Source organism: Stenotrophomonas sp. 05L413, from assembly GCF_056397945.1.
Map to the genome: position 1 here is coordinate 489819 of NZ_JBFTOL010000001.1, position 17356 is coordinate 507174.

At 63.8% G+C, this 17356-nt stretch carries 12 protein-coding genes and 2 tRNA genes; all 14 read right to left on the reverse strand.

The window, feature by feature from the left end:
* Positions 1-53: 53 nt before the first annotated feature.
* Entirely contained in the window at positions 54-2690 is a 2637-nt protein-coding gene (gene infB, locus AC1DIQ_RS02215; protein WP_478049379.1) for a translation initiation factor IF-2, read from the reverse strand.
* Between the two features lie 95 nt (positions 2691-2785).
* Complete coding sequence (nusA, locus tag AC1DIQ_RS02220) at positions 2786-4297, reverse strand: transcription termination factor NusA (protein ID WP_478049380.1); 1512 nt, start codon at positions 4295-4297, stop codon at positions 2786-2788.
* A 4-nt stretch (positions 4298-4301) separates the two neighbouring features.
* The gene (gene rimP / locus AC1DIQ_RS02225) at positions 4302-4892 is read right to left on the reverse strand and encodes a ribosome maturation factor RimP (protein WP_121038397.1); all 591 of its coding nucleotides are present in this window, start codon (positions 4890-4892) and stop codon (positions 4302-4304) included.
* Between the two features lie 657 nt (positions 4893-5549).
* Positions 5550-5626 (reverse strand) — tRNA-Met (locus tag AC1DIQ_RS02230).
* Positions 5627-5779: 153 nt separating this feature from the next.
* A tRNA-Met gene (locus AC1DIQ_RS02235) sits at positions 5780-5856 on the reverse strand.
* 121 nt (positions 5857-5977) lie between these two features.
* Entirely contained in the window at positions 5978-7438 is a 1461-nt protein-coding gene (gene nuoN, locus AC1DIQ_RS02240; protein WP_176989302.1) for an NADH-quinone oxidoreductase subunit NuoN, read from the reverse strand.
* A 36-nt stretch (positions 7439-7474) separates the two neighbouring features.
* Positions 7475-8983: an NADH-quinone oxidoreductase subunit M gene (locus AC1DIQ_RS02245; RefSeq protein ID WP_282260951.1), complete on the reverse strand. Its 1509-nt coding sequence runs from the start codon at positions 8981-8983 to the stop codon at positions 7475-7477.
* A 23-nt stretch (positions 8984-9006) separates the two neighbouring features.
* The gene (gene nuoL / locus AC1DIQ_RS02250) at positions 9007-11226 is read right to left on the reverse strand and encodes an NADH-quinone oxidoreductase subunit L (protein WP_478049381.1); all 2220 of its coding nucleotides are present in this window, start codon (positions 11224-11226) and stop codon (positions 9007-9009) included.
* Positions 11227-11233: 7 nt separating this feature from the next.
* Positions 11234-11539 (reverse strand): NADH-quinone oxidoreductase subunit NuoK, encoded by a 306-nt coding sequence (gene nuoK, locus AC1DIQ_RS02255; protein ID WP_019182685.1) that lies wholly within the window; start codon positions 11537-11539, stop codon positions 11234-11236.
* Positions 11536-12192: an NADH-quinone oxidoreductase subunit J gene (locus tag AC1DIQ_RS02260; RefSeq protein WP_121041162.1), complete on the reverse strand. Its 657-nt coding sequence runs from the start codon at positions 12190-12192 to the stop codon at positions 11536-11538. The genes nuoK and AC1DIQ_RS02260 overlap by 4 nt, the downstream gene beginning before the upstream one ends.
* A 9-nt stretch (positions 12193-12201) precedes the next feature.
* Positions 12202-12690 carry an NADH-quinone oxidoreductase subunit NuoI gene (nuoI, locus tag AC1DIQ_RS02265; RefSeq protein WP_121038409.1) on the reverse strand — a complete coding sequence of 163 codons (489 nt, stop codon included), beginning with the start codon at positions 12688-12690 and terminating at the stop codon, positions 12202-12204.
* Between the two features lie 3 nt (positions 12691-12693).
* Complete coding sequence (nuoH, locus tag AC1DIQ_RS02270) at positions 12694-13785, reverse strand: NADH-quinone oxidoreductase subunit NuoH (protein WP_121038412.1); 1092 nt, start codon at positions 13783-13785, stop codon at positions 12694-12696.
* Positions 13782-16016, reverse strand: a complete 2235-nt coding sequence (nuoG, locus tag AC1DIQ_RS02275; protein ID WP_478049382.1) for an NADH-quinone oxidoreductase subunit NuoG — start codon at positions 16014-16016, stop codon at positions 13782-13784. The genes nuoH and nuoG overlap by 4 nt, the downstream gene beginning before the upstream one ends.
* The gene (nuoF, locus tag AC1DIQ_RS02280; protein ID WP_123730636.1) at positions 16013-17353 is read right to left on the reverse strand and encodes an NADH-quinone oxidoreductase subunit NuoF; all 1341 of its coding nucleotides are present in this window, start codon (positions 17351-17353) and stop codon (positions 16013-16015) included. Before nuoF ends, nuoG begins: the two co-directional genes overlap by 4 nt.
* Positions 17354-17356: the final 3 nt, after the last annotated feature.

The following is a 17356-nucleotide window of genomic DNA, read 5'->3' on the forward strand; positions in this document are numbered from 1 at the left end:
GGTGATGCGTAAGCGAAAAAGCCGGACCGCGCGATGCGGTCCGGCCTGGAACATTACAGGGTGCGCGGCACTTCGATACGCTCGAAGCACTCGATCTGATCACCCGGCTTGACGTCGTTGTAAGCCTTCACGCCGATACCGCATTCGGTACCGTTGCGGACTTCTTCGACGTTCTCCTTGAAGCGACGCAGCGATTCCAGCTCGCCTTCGAAGACCACGACGCTGTCGCGCAGGACGCGGATCGGCTTGCTGCGCTTCACCGTGCCTTCGATGATCATGCAGCCTGCGACCGCACCGAACTTCGAGCTGCGGAACACATCGCGGACCTGGGCGATACCGATGATCTCTTCGCGGATTTCCACGCCGAGCAGACCGGAGGCCACCTGCTTCACCTGATCGATCACGTCATAGATGATCGAGAAGTAACGCAGGTCCACACCGTTGGACTCGATGATGCGACGCGCGGAGGCGTCGGCACGCACGTTGAAGCCGATCACGGTGGCCTTGGAGGCAACCGCCGAGTTGGCGTCCGATTCGGTGATGCCGCCCACGCCGGAGTGGATCACGTTGATGCGGATGTCGTCGTTGGACAGCGCGACCAGTGCCTGGCTCAGCGCCTGCACCGAACCCTGCACATCGGCCTTGATCACCAGGTTCAGCACCTGCTGGCCATCGCCCTTGCCCAGAGTCGCCATGATGTCTTCCATGCGGCTGCCCGCGGACTGCACCAGGCGCGATTCACGGCGCTTGGTTTCGCGCTGCTGCGCAACGTCCTTGGCCAGACGCTCGTCTTCAACCACGACGAAGTCATCACCGGCATCCGGCACGCCGGACAGACCCAGCACCTGCACCGGAATCGACGGGCCAGCCTGATCAGGCTGTGCGTCGGTTTCGTCGAACAGGGCGCGCACGCGGCCGTACTGGATACCGCAGACCAGGTAATCGCCCTTCTTCAGCGAACCCTGCTGCACCAGCACGGTGGCGATCGGGCCACGGCCCTTGTCCAGCGAGGACTCGATGACCACGCCGGTGGCGCGACCGTCGGCCACGGCCTTCAGTTCCAGCAGTTCAGCCTGGATCGAGATCGCGTCCAGCAGGTCATCGATGCCCAGACCGGCCTTGGCCGAGATCTCGACCATCTGCACGTCACCACCGAAATCTTCGGAGACGACCTGCTCGGTGAGCAGCTCGTTCTTGACGCGCATCGGATCGGCACCGGACTTGTCGATCTTGTTGATCGCCACGATCAGCGGCACACCCGCCGAACGGGCGTGCTGGATGGCTTCCTTGGTCTGCGGCATGACGCCGTCATCGGCCGCCACCACCAGCACCACGATGTCGGTCAGCTTGGCACCGCGGGCACGCATGGACGTAAACGCCGCGTGGCCCGGGGTATCCAGGAAGCTGATCACGCCCTTCGGCGTTTCAACGTGGTACGCACCGATGTGCTGGGTGATGCCACCGGCTTCGCCCGTGGCAACCTTGGTGCGGCGGATGTAATCCAGTAGCGAGGTCTTGCCGTGGTCGACGTGGCCCATGATGGTGACCACCGGCGGACGTGCCACCGGCTCGCCCTGGTTGCCACCAGCCAGCGCCAGCAGCGCGTCTTCGGCGTCGTTGGTGTTGGCACGGATCACGTTGTGGCCGAGTTCTTCGGTCACCAGCGCGGCAGTATCATGGTCGATGGTCTGGGTGATGGTCGCCATGACGCCCATCTTGAACAGCGCCTTGACCACATCGCCGCCCTTGACGGCCAGCTTCTGGGCCAGATCGGCGACGGTGATGGTGTCGCCGATGGTGACGTCACGCACGATCGGAGCGACCGGACGTTCGAACCCATGGGCACCACCGCCGCTGCGCGACTGGTTGCTGTCACGGCGGCTGCCGTGCTGCACGCGCCCGGTCGGACGACCGCGCGAGTTGCTGTTGTTGCCGCGGCGGGCACGATCGGCGGCCGACAGATGCAGCTGACCGGCGAAGCGGTTGCCACCATCGTCATCGCGCTTGGCGCCCGGACGGTTGTTGTTGTTGTTCGAGTTGCGATCGTCCGAACGCGGTGCCGGACGGGCAGCCGACGGTGCAGCCGGGCGCGCGTTGCGGGCCGGTGCATCGGCAGCAGCCGGCTTGGCCGCAGCCGGGGCCGGCGGTGCGTTCTTGGCCGCTTCAGCAGCGGCTTCGGCCGCCTTGCGCTCGGCTTCGGCACGTTCCTTGGCGTCGATTTCTTCCTGACGCTTGCGGGCGATTTCTTCGTCGCGCGCACGGTCCTTCTCGGCCAGTGCGCGCTGCTCGTCCAGATTGCGCTGGCGGGATTCCTCCAGCTTGCGCAGGATGTCGGCGCGCTCCTCATCCGCGGTCATCGGCTTGCCGCTGGCGTCCTTCATGTAGGTACGCTTCTGGCGCACTTCCACGTTGACGGTCGTCTTGCTGCGGCCGGCACTGACGGTCACTTCCTGCAACTTGCGACGGTTCAGGGTGATCTTCTTGGCGGCTTCGTCGGTGCTCTCGACGGGCTGCTCGGTCTTGCCGTGCGAGCGACGAAGGAAGCCCAGGAGCTTCACCTTTTCGGTACTGGTCACGACCTGGTCGGGACCGCTGAACTTCATGCCGGCTTCGGCAAGTTGTACGAGCAGTTTATCGACCGGGGTGTTGACCAGTTCGGCAAGCTTGCGGATGGTGGTTTGCTGCGACATTCGGATCCTATGATCTGGTTGGCGCTCCCTCGAAACGTGCGAAGGCAGCGCGGAGTCTAAGCCCTGAGCGGGTCAGGGCACTGTTCATCGCTGGCTCATTCGCCGCGCTCCAGGCGGGCGATCTCCTCGGCTCGGGCGGCAAGGATCAGGGCGGCGGCGCGCTCCTGGTCCATGTCCTCGATGCCGAACTCGAGGATCTCGTCGGCGGCCAGGTCCGACAGGTCCTCACTGGTACGCACGCCGTGACCGGCCAGGGCGTAGGCAGTTGCCTCGTCCATGCCTTCCAGGGCGAGCAGGTCTTCCGACGGCGAGCCGTCTTCCAGACCTTCTTCCACCGCGAGCGCTTCGTTGAGCAGCGCATCGCGGGCACGGGCACGCAGCTCTTCGACGATGTCTTCGTCGAAGCCTTCCACGGCCAGCAGTTCGCCGACCGGGACGTAGGCGATTTCTTCCACGGTGTTGAAGCCTTCGGTCACCAGGATGGCGGCGATTTCTTCATCCACTTCCAGCTTGTCCATGAACAGCTGGCGGGCAACACCCTGCTCTGCCTCGGACTTGGCGGTCACCTGGTCCTGGGTCATCACATTGAGCTGCCAACCGGTCAGGCGGCTGGCAAGACGGACGTTCTGGCCGCCCTTGCCGATCGCCTGGGCCAAGCGCTCTTCCGCCACGGCCAGGTCCATCGAGTGCTTTTCTTCATCGACGATGATCGACTGCACTTCCGCCGGCGCCATCGCGTTGATGACGAAGTTGGCGGGGTTCTCGTTCCACAGCACGATGTCCACGCGCTCGCCATTGAGCTCGTTGGACACGGCCTGCACGCGCGAACCGCGCATGCCGATGCAGGCACCGATCGGATCGGTACGCGAATCGTGGGCCAGCACGGCGATCTTGGCGCGGTCGCCCGGATCACGTGCACAGGCCTTGATCTCGACCAGGCCCTGGCCGACTTCCGGCACTTCGAGCTTGAACAGTTCGATCATGAATTCCGGGGCGGCGCGGCTGATGAACAGCTGCGGGCCACGCGGTTCGGAGCGAACTTCGGCCAGGTAACCGCGCACGCGGTCGCCAGCGCGCAGTACGTCGCGCGGAATGCCCTTGTCCTTCGGAATGAAGGCCTCGGCGTTGCCGCCCAGGTCCACATAGATGTTGCCGCGCTCGGCGCGCTTGACCACACCGGTGAACAGTTCGCCGACGCGATCCTTCCACGCATCGACCACCTGCTGACGCTCGGCCTCGCGCACGCGCTGGACGATCACCTGCTTGGCGGCCTGTGCGGCGATACGGCCGAAGTCCGGGTTTTCGATCTGCTCTTCGATGTAGTCGCCGACTTCCACGCCGTCAGCTTCATCGATGGCGTCCATCAGACGGATCTGGCGGTCCGGGGACTCCATGACCACGTCATCGGCCACCACTTCCCAGCGGCGGAAGGTTTCGTAGTTGCCGTCCTTGTGGTCGATCGACACACGGGCCAGCACTTCTTCTTCCGGGTAACGCTTTTTGGCAGCCGAAGCCAACGCTGCCTCGATGGCATCGAAGATGACTTCGCGCGGGACGCCTTTTTCGTTGGCGACCGCATCCACTACCAGCAAAAGTTCCTTGCTCATTGGCTCACTCCGCGCGCGGCTTTTTGGCCGCCGGCTCGTTGGATGGTTTCTTGTTCGCCTTGCCACCCTGTTTGGGTGCCGGGCCAGTCGGTTTGGTCGGAGCCAGGCCGAGGGCGGCCCAGTCCGGCATGATGCGCGCCTTGTCGATGTTGTCGATGTCGGCGGTAAACGGGGCATTGTCGACCTTGAAGGTGACCGTGCCTTGTTCGATATCCACGGCGAGGATCTCGCCCTGCAGACGGCGGCGGCCGTCCTGCGGCAGGCTCAGCGTCACCTTGGCGGATTCGCCGATGGCGCGCTCGAACTGGTCGCCGGTGAACAGGGGGCGGTCCACGCCCGGCGAAGACACTTCCAGCGTGTAGTTCGCCGTGATCGGGTCCTCGACGTCCAGCTGGGCGGACACTTCGCGGCTGACGCGTTCGCAGTCGTCGATGTTGACGATGCGCTCGGGCTGTTCGGCCAGCGGCACGTCGATGTACAGGCGCAGCGTGGCACCACCCGGGGCGGTCAGATATTCCACGCCCAGCAGCTCGAGACCCAGCGACTGAACGGTGGGGGCGAGCAGATTCGCGATTTCGGTTGCCTTGTCGCTCACAGTCGGCCTTGATTCGTTGAAAAGAAATACGGGTCTGGTCCGTTGCATGGACCACCTTCCGGAAACAACAAAGGGCCCGTTGGGCCCCTGTCCGGTACAACTCCGGTCATGCTGGATTCCGGTGCAGATGCGCACGTGGTGCGTTCCTGCGAGCCCAGCGTTCCGGGGGTCACGGCGGCCTGGGTACAGGTTGCCGTTCCTGGAAGCCGGTTGCGGGGCCTGTTCATTTCCGTTGACAGGAGATGAGTAGACAGTCCGCTAAGCCACTGATGATAGCCGTTGCACCGCGCTGGTGCAATGGCTGGGGTGGTTTGTGGTGTCTCTATTCGGAAAGCTGAACAGCCAAAGCGGGCTGTTTCGGCTTTCGTCCAGGGCATCGGTGCAGGCAGGTCCGCGGGACGCGCCGTGAACCCCGCTCCGCGGCCCGGCCCAGCCGCTGGCGGCTGTGCGTTCGAACGCATGCGAGGCAGTGCCTCGCAGGCAATGCGCCCTCACCCATGGGGGCTCATGGGCGACATCCATGTCGCCCAATGGTCCCGCCAACCACTACTCGTCATTGATCTTGGGTGCGCTTCGATGCCGATGCCATAACGAAAAAAGCGACCTCGTTGCCGAGATCGCCTTTTCGTCTACTGCATCTGCACTGCAGATTTTCTGTGGTAGCGGGGGCAGGATTTGAACCTGCGACCTTCGGGTTATGAGCCCGACGAGCTGCCAGACTGCTCCACCCCGCAGCAGAAGCGGAATTGTAAGGGAGTTTGAGTTCCCGTGCAACCCCTTTGAAACATCGGCTGTGAAAGGCGAGCCAGACCCAGGAACGAAAAAAGCGACACCGTTTCCGGTATCGCTTGATTCGTCCACTGCCTCCGGTTTGCACCGGAGCTATATGGTAGCGGGGGCAGGATTTGAACCTGCGACCTTCGGGTTATGAGCCCGACGAGCTGCCAGACTGCTCCACCCCGCAGCAGAAGCGGATGAGTGCGGAAGACCCGGGGGGCTTCCTAGCAACGATGTTCTGGCGAAACCGCTGCATCAACAACTCAGGAGATGAATATTACACGAGTTGCGCACGTTTGTATCGTTTTTTACGAAATATGTGCAAATGCCTGCTGGCACCACACCATGATCGGGTTCCACGCCACGCCCAGGGCCAGCAGCGCCAGGGCATTCACGCCCAGCACCACGCCCAGCACGCGGTCGTTGTTGGCCGGCAGCGGCTCACCCACCGGCTCATCGAAGTACATGACCTTGATGACGCGCAGGTAGTAGAAGCAGCCGATCACGGCGCAGATCACGCCGACCATCGCGAGCCACAGCATGTCGCCCTGGATCGCCGCGCCAAGCACGGCCAGTTTGGTCCAGAAGCCCAGGAACGGCGGGATGCCTGCCAGCGACGCCATGATGCACAGCACCAGGCCGGCCATCCACGGGTTGCGGGCATTCAGACCCTTGAAGTCTTCGATCTTCTCGGCCTCAAAGCCATTACGCGACAAGGCGATGATCGCGCCGAACGCAGCAGTGGACATGATCGCGTAGCTCAGGGCGTAGAACAGCGCCGCCGAGTAACCCCGCTCGCCACCACCGGCCATGCCCATCAGCAGGAAGCCGATGTGCGAGACGGTCGAGAACGCGAGCATGCGCTTGAGGTTGGTCTGCGCGATCGCCATCAGATTGCCGATCACCAGCGACAGTGCGGCCAGACCACCGATCAGGTACTTCCACTCGTCGGCCAGCGGACCCACGCCCATTTCCAGCAGGCGGTAGGCCATGCCGAACGCCGCCAGCTTCGGGGCCGAGCTGATGAACAGCGCGACCGGTGCCGGGGCACCCTGGTAGACGTCGGGCAGCCACATGTGGAACGGTGCCGCACCCAGCTTGAAGGCCACGCCGGCGATCATGAACACCGCGCCGGTCAGCAGCAGCATCTTCTCTTCGGTATGCGGAATGGCCGCGTTGATGGCATCCAGGTGCAGCGAGCCGGTGGCGCCGTAGATCAGCGACATGCCGTACAGCAGCAGGCCCGACGCCAGCGAGCCGAGCACGATGTACTTCATCGCCGCTTCCGAGGCCAGGCCGTTTTCACGGTTGCTGGCGACCAGGGCGTAGGAGCACAGCGCCAGCAGTTCCAGGCCCAGATAGACCATCAGCAGGCTGCCGGCCGAGACCAGGATCATCATGCCCGCGGTGGCGAACAGGATCAGCACCGGGATCTCGCCCTGGTAGAGCTTGCGCTCGCGCAGGTAGCTCCAACCGTAGATCAGGGTCAGGCCGCTGCACAGCACGATCACGGTCTTCATCACGTCGGCCGCGTTGTCGCGGACGAACATGCCGTGGAAGACCTCGCCCTGCCCGCCCACTCCGGTGGCGAGCATGAAGAACACGACCGCCAGTGCAGCGATCGAGAACAGGTGGGTCCAGATCTTGTTCTTCTCACTGATGAAAAGATCAAGCATCAACAGGGCGAACGCACTGCCAACCAGCACCAGCTCGGGAGCGAGCGGCGGGAGGTCAGCGGCGGTCAGTGGCAACAGCGGCGAGGTGGTCATCATCAAATCCTGGAATCAATACTCTCGACGGCCCGATTACAGCAGCTTGCTGGATGCGATCTGCATCGCCAGCTTCGCGATCGAGGGCTCCATCAGGTCGGTCAGCGGCTTGGGGTACAGGCCCAGGGCAAGGGTGCCCACGGCGAATACACCCAACACCAGCCACTCGCGACCGTTGATGTCCTTCAGTTCGGCGACATGGGCGTTGGCCACTTCACCGAAGAACACGCGCTTGTACAGCCACAGCGTATACGCCGCGGTGATCACCAGGGTGCTCGCCGCGCCGAGTGCCAGCCACGGATTGCGCTGGAAGCTGGCCATGATGATCATGAATTCACCGACGAAACCGCTGGTACCCGGCAGGCCGGCATTGGCCATGAAGAACAGCATGGCGAAGGTGGCGAACCAGGGCATCACGTTGACCACGCCGCCGTAATCGGCGATGCGGCGGCTGTGCATGCGGTCGTACAGCACACCCACGCAGGAGAACATCGCGCCGGACACGAAACCGTGCGAGACCATCTGCACCATCGCGCCCTGCAGGCCCAGGCGGGCTGCGTCCGGGTTACCGGCGTCACGCACCAGCCACAGGGCGATGAAGGTGCCCAGGGTGACGAAGCCCATGTGCGCGATCGACGAATAGGCGATCAGCTTCTTCATGTCGTCCTGCACCAGGGCGACCAGGCCGACGTAGATCACCGCAATGAGCGACAGCGCGATCACCAGCCAGGCCCATTCATGCGAGGCGTCCGGCACGATCGGCAGGTTGAAGCGCAGGAAGCCGTAGCCACCGATCTTCAGGGCGATGGCGGCCAGGATCACCGAGCCGGCGGTCGGCGCTTCCACGTGGGCGTCCGGCAGCCAGGTGTGGACCGGGAACATCGGCACCTTGACCGCGAAGGCGATCAGGAAGGCGAAGAAGATCCAGGTCTGTTCCTTGCCCGACAGCTGCAGCTGGTACAGGTCGGCCAGCTGGAAGCTGCCGCCCTTCAGGTACAGGTAGATCAGCGCCACCAGCATCAGCACCGAGCCGAGGAAGGTGTACAGGAAGAACTTCAGCGCGGCATAGATGCGGCGCGGGCCGCCCCAGACACCGATGATCAGGAACATCGGGATCAGCATCGCTTCGAAGAACACGTAGAACAGCATCGCGTCCGTCGCCGAGAAGATACCGACGGTGACACCTTCCAGGATCAGGAAGGCGGCCACGTACTGGTTCACGCGCTTGTCGATCGCGCTCCAGGCACCGATCAGGGCCAGCACCGAGACCAGCGTGGTCAGCAGGATCAGGGCGATCGCGATGCCGTCGACGCCGAGGTTGTAGCCGATGTCGTAGGCGGGAATCCAGGCGCGGGTCTCGACGAACTGCAGCGCGTCGATTCCCGTGTCATAGCCGCTGAGCAGCGACAGGCTGGCCACGAAGGTCAGCACCGCGACGCCCAGGGACGCCCACCGGGCGGTTTGGGCATCCCGGATGGCAAGGATCAATGCACCACCGATGATCGGCAGCCAGATGAGAACACTAAGTAGGGGCCAGTTCGACACGTCTTCTTATTCCGTACAGGTCATCAACGCAGGTAATGCATCAGGACGCCCAGAAGGGCAATCAGGCCGATGATCATCGCGAAGGCGTAGTGATAGAGGAAACCGGATTGGGTGCGACGCAGCAGGTTGGCCGCCAGATCGATCAGGCGCGCCGAACCGTTGACCACCACACCATCGACCACATTCGTGTCGATCGCGCGCGAAACCTTGCCGAGCTTGATACCGCCGCCGGCGAAACCGCCGATCCAGAGCTTGTCGAAGCCGTACTTGTTCTCCAGCACCGACACGATCGGCGCGAAGGTCTTGCGGGCCTTGCCGGCCAGTTCCGGCTTCCACAGGTAGAACAGCGCCGCCAGCAGGAAGCCGACCACCGTCAGGATGAAGGCCGGAGCCATCATGCCGTGGATCGCGAAGGCCACCGGGCCGTGGAACTCTTCGGCCAGCGCACCGATGGTGTTGCGCGCCGGGTCGTAGAAATCAACGATGCCGGTGAAGAACGAATGCACCTGGCCCGGGATGGCGGCGTCGGCGTGGTCGCCGGCCCAGTCGGTGCCATACAGCATCGGACCGATGCTGAAGAAACCGATGACCATCGAGGGGATCGCCAGCAGGATCAGCGGCAGCGTCACCACCCACGGGGTTTCGTGCGGCTCATGCGCGCCATGGCCGTGGCCATGATCGTCATGATGCGCGTCGCCGTGGTGGGCGTCGGCGACATGCGCGTCAGCGGCGTGGTGATCGTCATGGCCGTGACCGGCGTGCTTATCGTCATGGCCGTCACCATGGGCATCATGCGCGTCGCGGAAGCGCTCCTTGCCATGGAAGGTCAGGAACAGCAGGCGGAAGCTGTAGAAGCTGGTCACGACCACGCCACCCAGCACCGCCCAGTACCCGTAGGTTGCCACCCAGCTCGAGGACACATGCGCGTGGTGCTGCGCGGCCTCGATGATGGTGTCCTTGGAGTAGAAGCCGGAGAAGAACGGGGTACCGACCAGGGCCAGCGTACCGATCCACATGGTGACGAAGGTGATCGGCATGTACTTGCGCAGGCCGCCCATCTTGCGCATGTCCTGCTCGTGGTGCATGGCGATGATCACCGAACCCGCGCCGAGGAACAGCAGCGCCTTGAAGAAGGCGTGGGTCATCAGGTGGAACACGGCCGCCGAGTACGCCGACACACCCAGGGCGACGGTCATGTAACCCAGCTGGGACAGCGTGGAGTACGCGACGACGCGCTTGATGTCGTTCTGCACGATGCCGATCAGGCCGGTGAAGAACGCGGTGGTGGCACCGATGAACAGCACGAAGTTCAGCGCGGTCTGCGACAGCTCGAACAGCGGCGACATGCGGGTGACCATGAAGATGCCCGCGGTGACCATGGTCGCGGCATGGATCAGGGCCGAGATCGGGGTCGGGCCTTCCATCGAGTCCGGCAGCCAGACGTGCAGCGGCACCTGGGCCGACTTGCCCATCGCACCGATGAACAGGCAGATGCAGATCACGGTGGCGACCGACCAGATCACCGGCTCGCTCATCACCGGGATGGAGGTGCCGAACAGATCGATCGTGCCCGACCAGATCTGGATCAGCGCATCCGGGTGGCCCAGCACCTGGGCGTTGGCGAACACGGTGGCGTAATCCAGGGTGCCAAACACCCACAACACGCCGGCGATGCCGAGGATGAAGCCGAAGTCACCGACACGGTTGACCAGGAAGGCCTTCATGTTGGCGAAGATGGCGGTCGGGCGCTTGAACCAGAACCCGATCAGCAGGTAGGACACCAGGCCCACCGCTTCCCAGCCGAAGAACAGCTGCAGGAAGTTGTTGCTCATCACCAGGGTGAGCATCGAGAAGGTGAACAGCGAGATGTAGCTGAAGAACCGCTGGTAGCCCGGGTCATCCTGCATGTAGCCGATGGTGTACACGTGCACCAGGAAGGATACGAAGGTCACCACGACCATCATCATCGCGGTGAGCTTGTCGACCATGAAGCCGACGTGCGCCGAGTACTGGCCCACGTCGAAGAACGTATAGAGGTTCTGGTTGAACGGCTGGGCGCCGCCCCACAGCAGCATGTACAGCACGTAGCTGGACAGCACGCAGCTGACCGCCACGCCGAGGATGGTGACCGCCTGCGCGCCAGCGCGACCGACCTGACGACCGAACAGGCCGGCGATGATGCTGCCGAACAGCGGTGCGAGCACCACTGCGATCAACAGACTCTTGGAGAGAGTGATTTCCATCTACGGATCAGCCCTTCAGCGAATCGACTTCGCCGACATTGATGGTGCGGCGAGTACGGAACAGGGTTACCAGGATCGCGAGGCCGATGGCGGCCTCGGCCGCGGCCACGGTCAGGATGAAGAAGACGAACAGCTGTCCGGCCGTATCACCCATCTCACGCGAGAACCCGACGAAATTGATGTTGACCGACAGCAGCATCAACTCGATGGACATCAACAGCACGATGATGTTCTTGCGGTTGAGGAAAATGCCGGCAAGGCTGATGCAGAACAGCACCGCACCCAGCGCCAGAATGTGGCCAAGCGTGATCATGGCTGCGCCTCCTCGTTGCTGGACGGCTTGATATTGGTGTGCACGACCGGCTTCTCCACATCCATCTTGACGATGCGCAGGCGATCGCTGCCCTTGACCATGGTCTGCTCGGACGGGTTCTGGGTCTTCAGGCCGGTGCGGCGACGCAGGGTCAGCATGACGGCGGCAACCACGGCCACGGTCAGGATGACGGCAGCGAACTCGAACGGCAGCAGGTACTCGGTGAACAGGCTGCGGGCCAGCCAAGTGATGTTGGAGGTGTCGGCCGCCAGCGCGGCAGCGTTGTCGGCCGGGAACGGATTGACCGCCCTGCCCTTCACGCCGATCAGCACCAGCATCTGCACGAGCATCGTCACCGCCACCACCAGGCCCAGCGGCAGGTAACGTACCCAGCCCTCACGCAGGTTGGAGGGATCGATGTCCAGCATCATCACCACGAACAGGAACAGCACCATGACCGCGCCGACGTAGACCAGCACCAGCGCGACACCGAGGAACTCGGCCCCGACCAGGATCCAGATGCAGGCCACGGAGAAGAAGGTCAGGATCAGGCACAACACGGCGTAGACCGGATTGCGCACGCTGATCACCGCCGCAGCGGAAATGCCCGCCACGATGGAGAAGACCCAGAAACTGATATTTACCCAATCCATCATTCGACCTCAGCGGAAAGCGGCATCGGCGGCGCGACGCTCGGCGATCTCGGCTTCAAGCCGATCACCGATGGCCAGCAGCTGCGGCTTGGTAACGATGTTCTCGCCACGGTTCTCGAAGTGGTACTCGAGAATGTGGGTCTCGACGATCGAGTCCACCGGGCAGCTTTCTTCACAGAAGCCGCAGAAGATGCACTTGAACAGATCGATGTCGTAACGGGTGGTACGGCGGGTGCCGTCCTCGCGCTTGGCCGAATCGATGGTGATCGCCAGCGCCGGGCACACCGCTTCGCACAGTTTGCATGCGATGCAGCGTTCCTCACCGTTGGGATAGCGGCGAAGTGCATGCAGACCGCGGAAACGCGGCGACTGCGGGAACTTCTCCATCGGGTACATCATCGTGTACTTCGGCTTGAAGGCGTACTTCAGGGTCAGCCACAGACCACCGAGCAGCTCAAGGAGCAGCAGGCTTTTGAAGTAATGGGTAATTCGGTTCATCGCTTAGACGCCCTTCTGGATCACGCCGTAAAACACCATCAACGCCGTCACTGCAATCCAGAAGATGGTGAGCGGGATGAAGACCTTCCAGCCCAGACGCATGATCTGGTCGTAACGGAAGCGCGGGAAGCTGGCACGGAACCAGATGTAGGAGCTGGCGAAGAAGAAGACCTTCAGCAGCAGCCACGGCCAGCCGCCCTTCCAGATCCAGTCGATCCACGGCGAGATGTCTGCCGTGATCCAGCCCTGGAGCGGGCTCAGCCAACCACCGAGGAAGAAGATCGAGATCAGGAAGCTGATCAGGATCATGTTGGCGTATTCGGCCAGGAAGAACAGCGCGAATGCACCACCGGAGTATTCGACCATGTGGCCGGCCACGATTTCCGATTCACCTTCCACGACGTCGAACGGCGCGCGGTTGGTTTCGGCGACGCCGGACACCCAGTACACGATGAACAACGGGAACAGCGGCAGCAGGAACCAGTCGAACAGACCGGAGTTGCCCGCCTGCGCCATCACGATGCTGCTCAGGTTGAGGCTGCCCGAGGCGATCATCACGCCGACCAGGGCAAAGCCCATCGCGATTTCGTAGCTGATCATCTGCGCCGAGGCGCGCATGGCACCCAGGAACGCGTACTTCGAGTTGGAGGCCCAACCGGCCAGGATGATGCCGTACACGCCCAGCGAGGTCATTGCCAACAGGTACAGCAGACCGGCGTTGGCGTTGGACAGCACGATCTGTGCGTCGAAGGGAATCACCGACCAGGCCGCGAAGGCCGGGCCCAGCGTGATCAGCGGCGCAAGGATGAACATCGCCTTGTGCGAGCTGCTCGGCTGGATGATCTCCTTGAACAGCAGTTTGAAGACGTCGGCGAAGGCCTGGAAGATGCCCATGCCGACATACATCGGGCCATGACGCACGTGCATCCAGCCGATCAGCTTGCGCTCCCAGACCACGTAGAAGGCCACCGAGATGATCACCGGCATGGCGATCACCAGGATCTTCAGGATGATCCAGAGCAGCGCGCCGATGTCGCCCAGTGACAGCAGCCACTGGTGCAGCGGGTCAACCGCGTTCAACAGCAATTCGTTCATGCAGCCACCACCGTTACGCGTGCGGCACCCAGCGGTGCGGTTGCACCGTGGCCCGATTCAATCCAGACCGACCCGGCCGCAACGCGGGCGTCGACCACCACCGGCAGGGTGGCGCGGCCGGCATCGGTGCCGACCTTGGCCATCTGGCCTTCCACCAACTGCAGGCGGGCAGCGTCGTCGGCGTTGAGCACGATGCGCGGGGCGGTGTTGAGCGGATGCGACTGCAGTGCCTGGGCGCGACGGACCACCGCATCGGTGCGGTAGATCGCGGCGGTCGAGGTCACTTCCAGGCCCTCGCCTGCCACCGGCATTGCCGCCGAGGACGAGACGGTGACGCTGACCGGTGCCAGGCTGGCGCGCAGGCCGGCCAGATCGGTGAACTCGAAACCGGCCAGCGACATCTCGCCGCCCAGTGCACGCAGCACGCGCCAGCCTTCACGCGCCTCGCCCGGCAGCTTGCCGCCGGCACGGGCCGACTGCTCGCGACCATCGAGGTTGGTCAGGGTGGCATCCACTTCCGGCAGTGCACCGATCGGCAGGATCACGTCGGCGACATCGCGGGTCGAGGCACAGGCAAACTGGCTGAAAGCCACCACCTGCGCACCGGCCAGTGCCTTGCGGGCAGCGGCGGCGGCGGCGAAGTCCAGGCCCGGCTCGATGCCGTAGATCGCATAGGCCTTGCGCGGCTGGGCCAGCATGGCGTTGACGTCCTTGCCGGCCGGCAGCACGCCGGCGCGGGTCAGACCCACGGCATTGGCGCCCTGCGGGATGCGGCACAGCTTGGCACCGGTCGCGGCGGCGAAATCACGCGCAGCGGCGCGGATCGCGGCGGCCTGCGGGTGGTTTTCGGCGATGCCACCGACGATCAGCACGGCGTTGCTCGCGCCCTTCACGGCGTCACGCAGCGCGGCGTTGCCCAGTGCGTCGATGAAGGCCGACGGGGCGACGATCTGCTTGCTGGCCAGCTTGAAGGCGAAATCGAAGTCCACCGGGTTGACGGCGTGGATCTTCGCGTTGCGCGTGGTCTGCGCCTTGCGCAGGCGGGCATGCAGCAGCGGCAGCTCGTGGCGGATGTTGCTGCCGAGCACGACGATGCTGTCCGCGCCTTCGATCTCGGCCAGCGGCAGGCCGAAGACTTCGGCGGTGGCGGCGTCGGAGAAATCGCGGTTGTTGATGCGGTGATCGATGTTCGTGGTGCCCAGGCCGGCGGCGAGACGGGCCAGCAGTGCACCCTCCTCGTTCGAGGCCGACGGGTGCACCAGCACGCCGAGGTCGTCACCCTGGTGGGCGGCGAAGATCTCCTTGGCCGCGGCCAGGCCTTCGGCCCAGCTCACTTCCTTCCACTCGCCATTGACCTTGCGCAGCGGCTTGACCGCACGGTCTTCGCTGTACAGGCCCTGGTGCGAATAGCGGTCGCGATCGGACAGCCAGCATTCGTTGACCGACTCGTTGTCGCGCGGCACCACGCGCAGTACTTCGCCGCGGCGCACGTGCAGGAACAGGTTCGAGCCCATCGCGTCGTGGTAGCCCAGCGATTCGCGCGCGGTCAGTTCCCACGGACGGGCGCGGAACTGGAACACCTTGTTGGTCAGCGCACCGACCGGGCAGACGTCGACCACGTTGCCGGACAGCTCGGTGGTCAGCGGCTTGCCGTCGTAGGTGCCGATCTGCAGGTTCTCACCGCGGTACATGCCACCCAGCTCGTAAGTACCGGCAACGTCGGCCGTGAAGCGGACGCAGCGGGTGCACTGGATGCAGCGGGTCATTTCGGTGGCGACCAGCGGACCGATGTCCTCGTCGGGCACCACGCGCTTGCGCTCGTTGAAGCGGCTGACCGAACGGCCATAGCCCAGCGAAACGTCCTGCAGCTCGCACTCGCCGCCCTGATCGCAGATCGGGCAGTCCAGCGGATGGTTGATCAGCAGGAATTCCATCACCGAGCGCTGGAACTTCAGCGCCTTTTCACTGCGGGTGGCGACCTTCATGCCATCCATGACGGGCGTGGCGCAGGCCGGCGCCGGCTTGGGCGACTTTTCCACGTCGACCAGGCACATGCGGCAGTTGGCGGCGATCGGCAGCTTCTCGTGGTAGCAGAAGCGCGGGATCGGAATGCCCGCCTTGTCGGCGGCCTGGATGATCATCGAGCCCTTGGGCACGACCAGGGACTGGCCGTCGATTTCGACGGTCACATGATCCGGTGGCACGCTCGGGTTTACGGGTTGCGCGCTCATGCGGCGGCTGCCTCCACCTTCTTGCCGTCAACCATCGAATGACCGTTGACGATGTAGTACTCGAATTCGTCCCAGAACTGGCGCAGGAAGCCCTGGATGGGCCATGCCGCCGCTTCACCGAACGCGCAGATGGTGTGGCCTTCAATCTGGCCGGCCACCGTCTTCAATTGATGCAGGTCTTCCATCGTGGCCTTGCCGGCGACGATGCGCTCCAGCACGCGGTGCATCCAGCCGGTGCCTTCACGGCACGGGGTGCACTGCCCGCAGGATTCCTTGTGGAAGAACTGGCTGATGCGGCAGGCGAACTTGACGCAGCAGACGCTGTCATCCAGCACCACGATGGCGCCCGACCCCAGACCGGTGCCCAGGGCACGCAGGGTGTCGTAGTCCATCTGCAGGCCCTTGAGCTCTTCAGCCTTCAGCACCGGCATCGAAACGCCGCCCGGGACCGCGCCCTTGAGCGTGCGGCCCGGCTTCAGACCACCGGCCATTTCCAGCAGGTCGTCGAAGGTGGTGCCCAGCGGCACTTCGAAGTTGCCACCCTTCTGCACGCAACCGGAGACCGAGAAGATCTTCGGACCGCCGTTCTTGGTCAGGCTCAGGCCTGCGAACCATTCCGGGCCGTTGCGGATGATCGCCGGCACCGAGGCATAGGTCTCGGTGTTGTTGATCGTCGACGGCTTGCCGTACAGGCCGAAGTTGGCCGGGAACGGCGGCTTGTAGCGCGGCTGGCCCTTCTTGCCTTCCAGCGATTCCATCAGCGCGGTTTCTTCGCCGCAGATGTAGGCGCCGGCACCCAGCGCACCGTAGATGTCGATGTCCACGCCGCTGCCGAGGATGTCCTTGCCCAGCCAGCCGTTCGCGTATGCGTCGGCCAGGGCCTGCTCGAAGTTCTCGAACGGCTCGTGGTGGAACTCACCACGCAGGTAGTTGTAGCCCACGGTCGAGCCGGTGGCGTAGCAGGCGATCGCCATGCCTTCCACCACCGAATGCGGGTTGTAACGCAGGATGTCGCGGTCCTTGCAGGTCCCCGGCTCGGATTCATCCGAGTTGCACAGGATGTACTTCTGCATGGTGCCCTTGGGCATGAAGGACCACTTCAGGCCGGTCGGGAAGCCCGCGCCGCCACGGCCGCGCAGGTTGGACTGCTTGACCATCTCGATGACCTGCTCCGGCGAGATCTTCTCTTCGAGGATCTTGCGCAGGGCAGCGTAGCCGCCGGTCTTGAGGTAGCTTTCATACGACCACGGAGTGTCGTAATGCAGGGTGGTGTAGACCACCTGGTGCGGCAACGGTGCGGGACCGACCGGACCACTGGGTGCGTGATGATGTGCCATGTC

Coding starts and splice junctions, on each gene's coding strand:
- nuoK (WP_019182685.1), bottom strand. CDS start 11,539: ATGATCACGCTTGGCCACATTCTGGCGCTGGGTGCGGTGCTGTTCTGC.
- AC1DIQ_RS02260 (WP_121041162.1), bottom strand. CDS start 12,192: ATGGATTGGGTAAATATCAGTTTCTGGGTCTTCTCCATCGTGGCGGGC.
- nuoF (WP_123730636.1), bottom strand. CDS start 17,353: ATGGCACATCATCACGCACCCAGTGGTCCGGTCGGTCCCGCACCGTTG.
- nuoG (WP_478049382.1), bottom strand. CDS start 16,016: ATGAGCGCGCAACCCGTAAACCCGAGCGTGCCACCGGATCATGTGACC.
- nuoI (WP_121038409.1), bottom strand. CDS start 12,690: ATGAACCGAATTACCCATTACTTCAAAAGCCTGCTGCTCCTTGAGCTG.
- nusA (WP_478049380.1), bottom strand. CDS start 4,297: ATGAGCAAGGAACTTTTGCTGGTAGTGGATGCGGTCGCCAACGAAAAA.
- infB (WP_478049379.1), bottom strand. CDS start 2,690: ATGTCGCAGCAAACCACCATCCGCAAGCTTGCCGAACTGGTCAACACC.
- nuoL (WP_478049381.1), bottom strand. CDS start 11,226: ATGGAAATCACTCTCTCCAAGAGTCTGTTGATCGCAGTGGTGCTCGCA.
- nuoH (WP_121038412.1), bottom strand. CDS start 13,785: ATGAACGAATTGCTGTTGAACGCGGTTGACCCGCTGCACCAGTGGCTG.
- nuoN (WP_176989302.1), bottom strand. CDS start 7,438: ATGACCACCTCGCCGCTGTTGCCACTGACCGCCGCTGACCTCCCGCCG.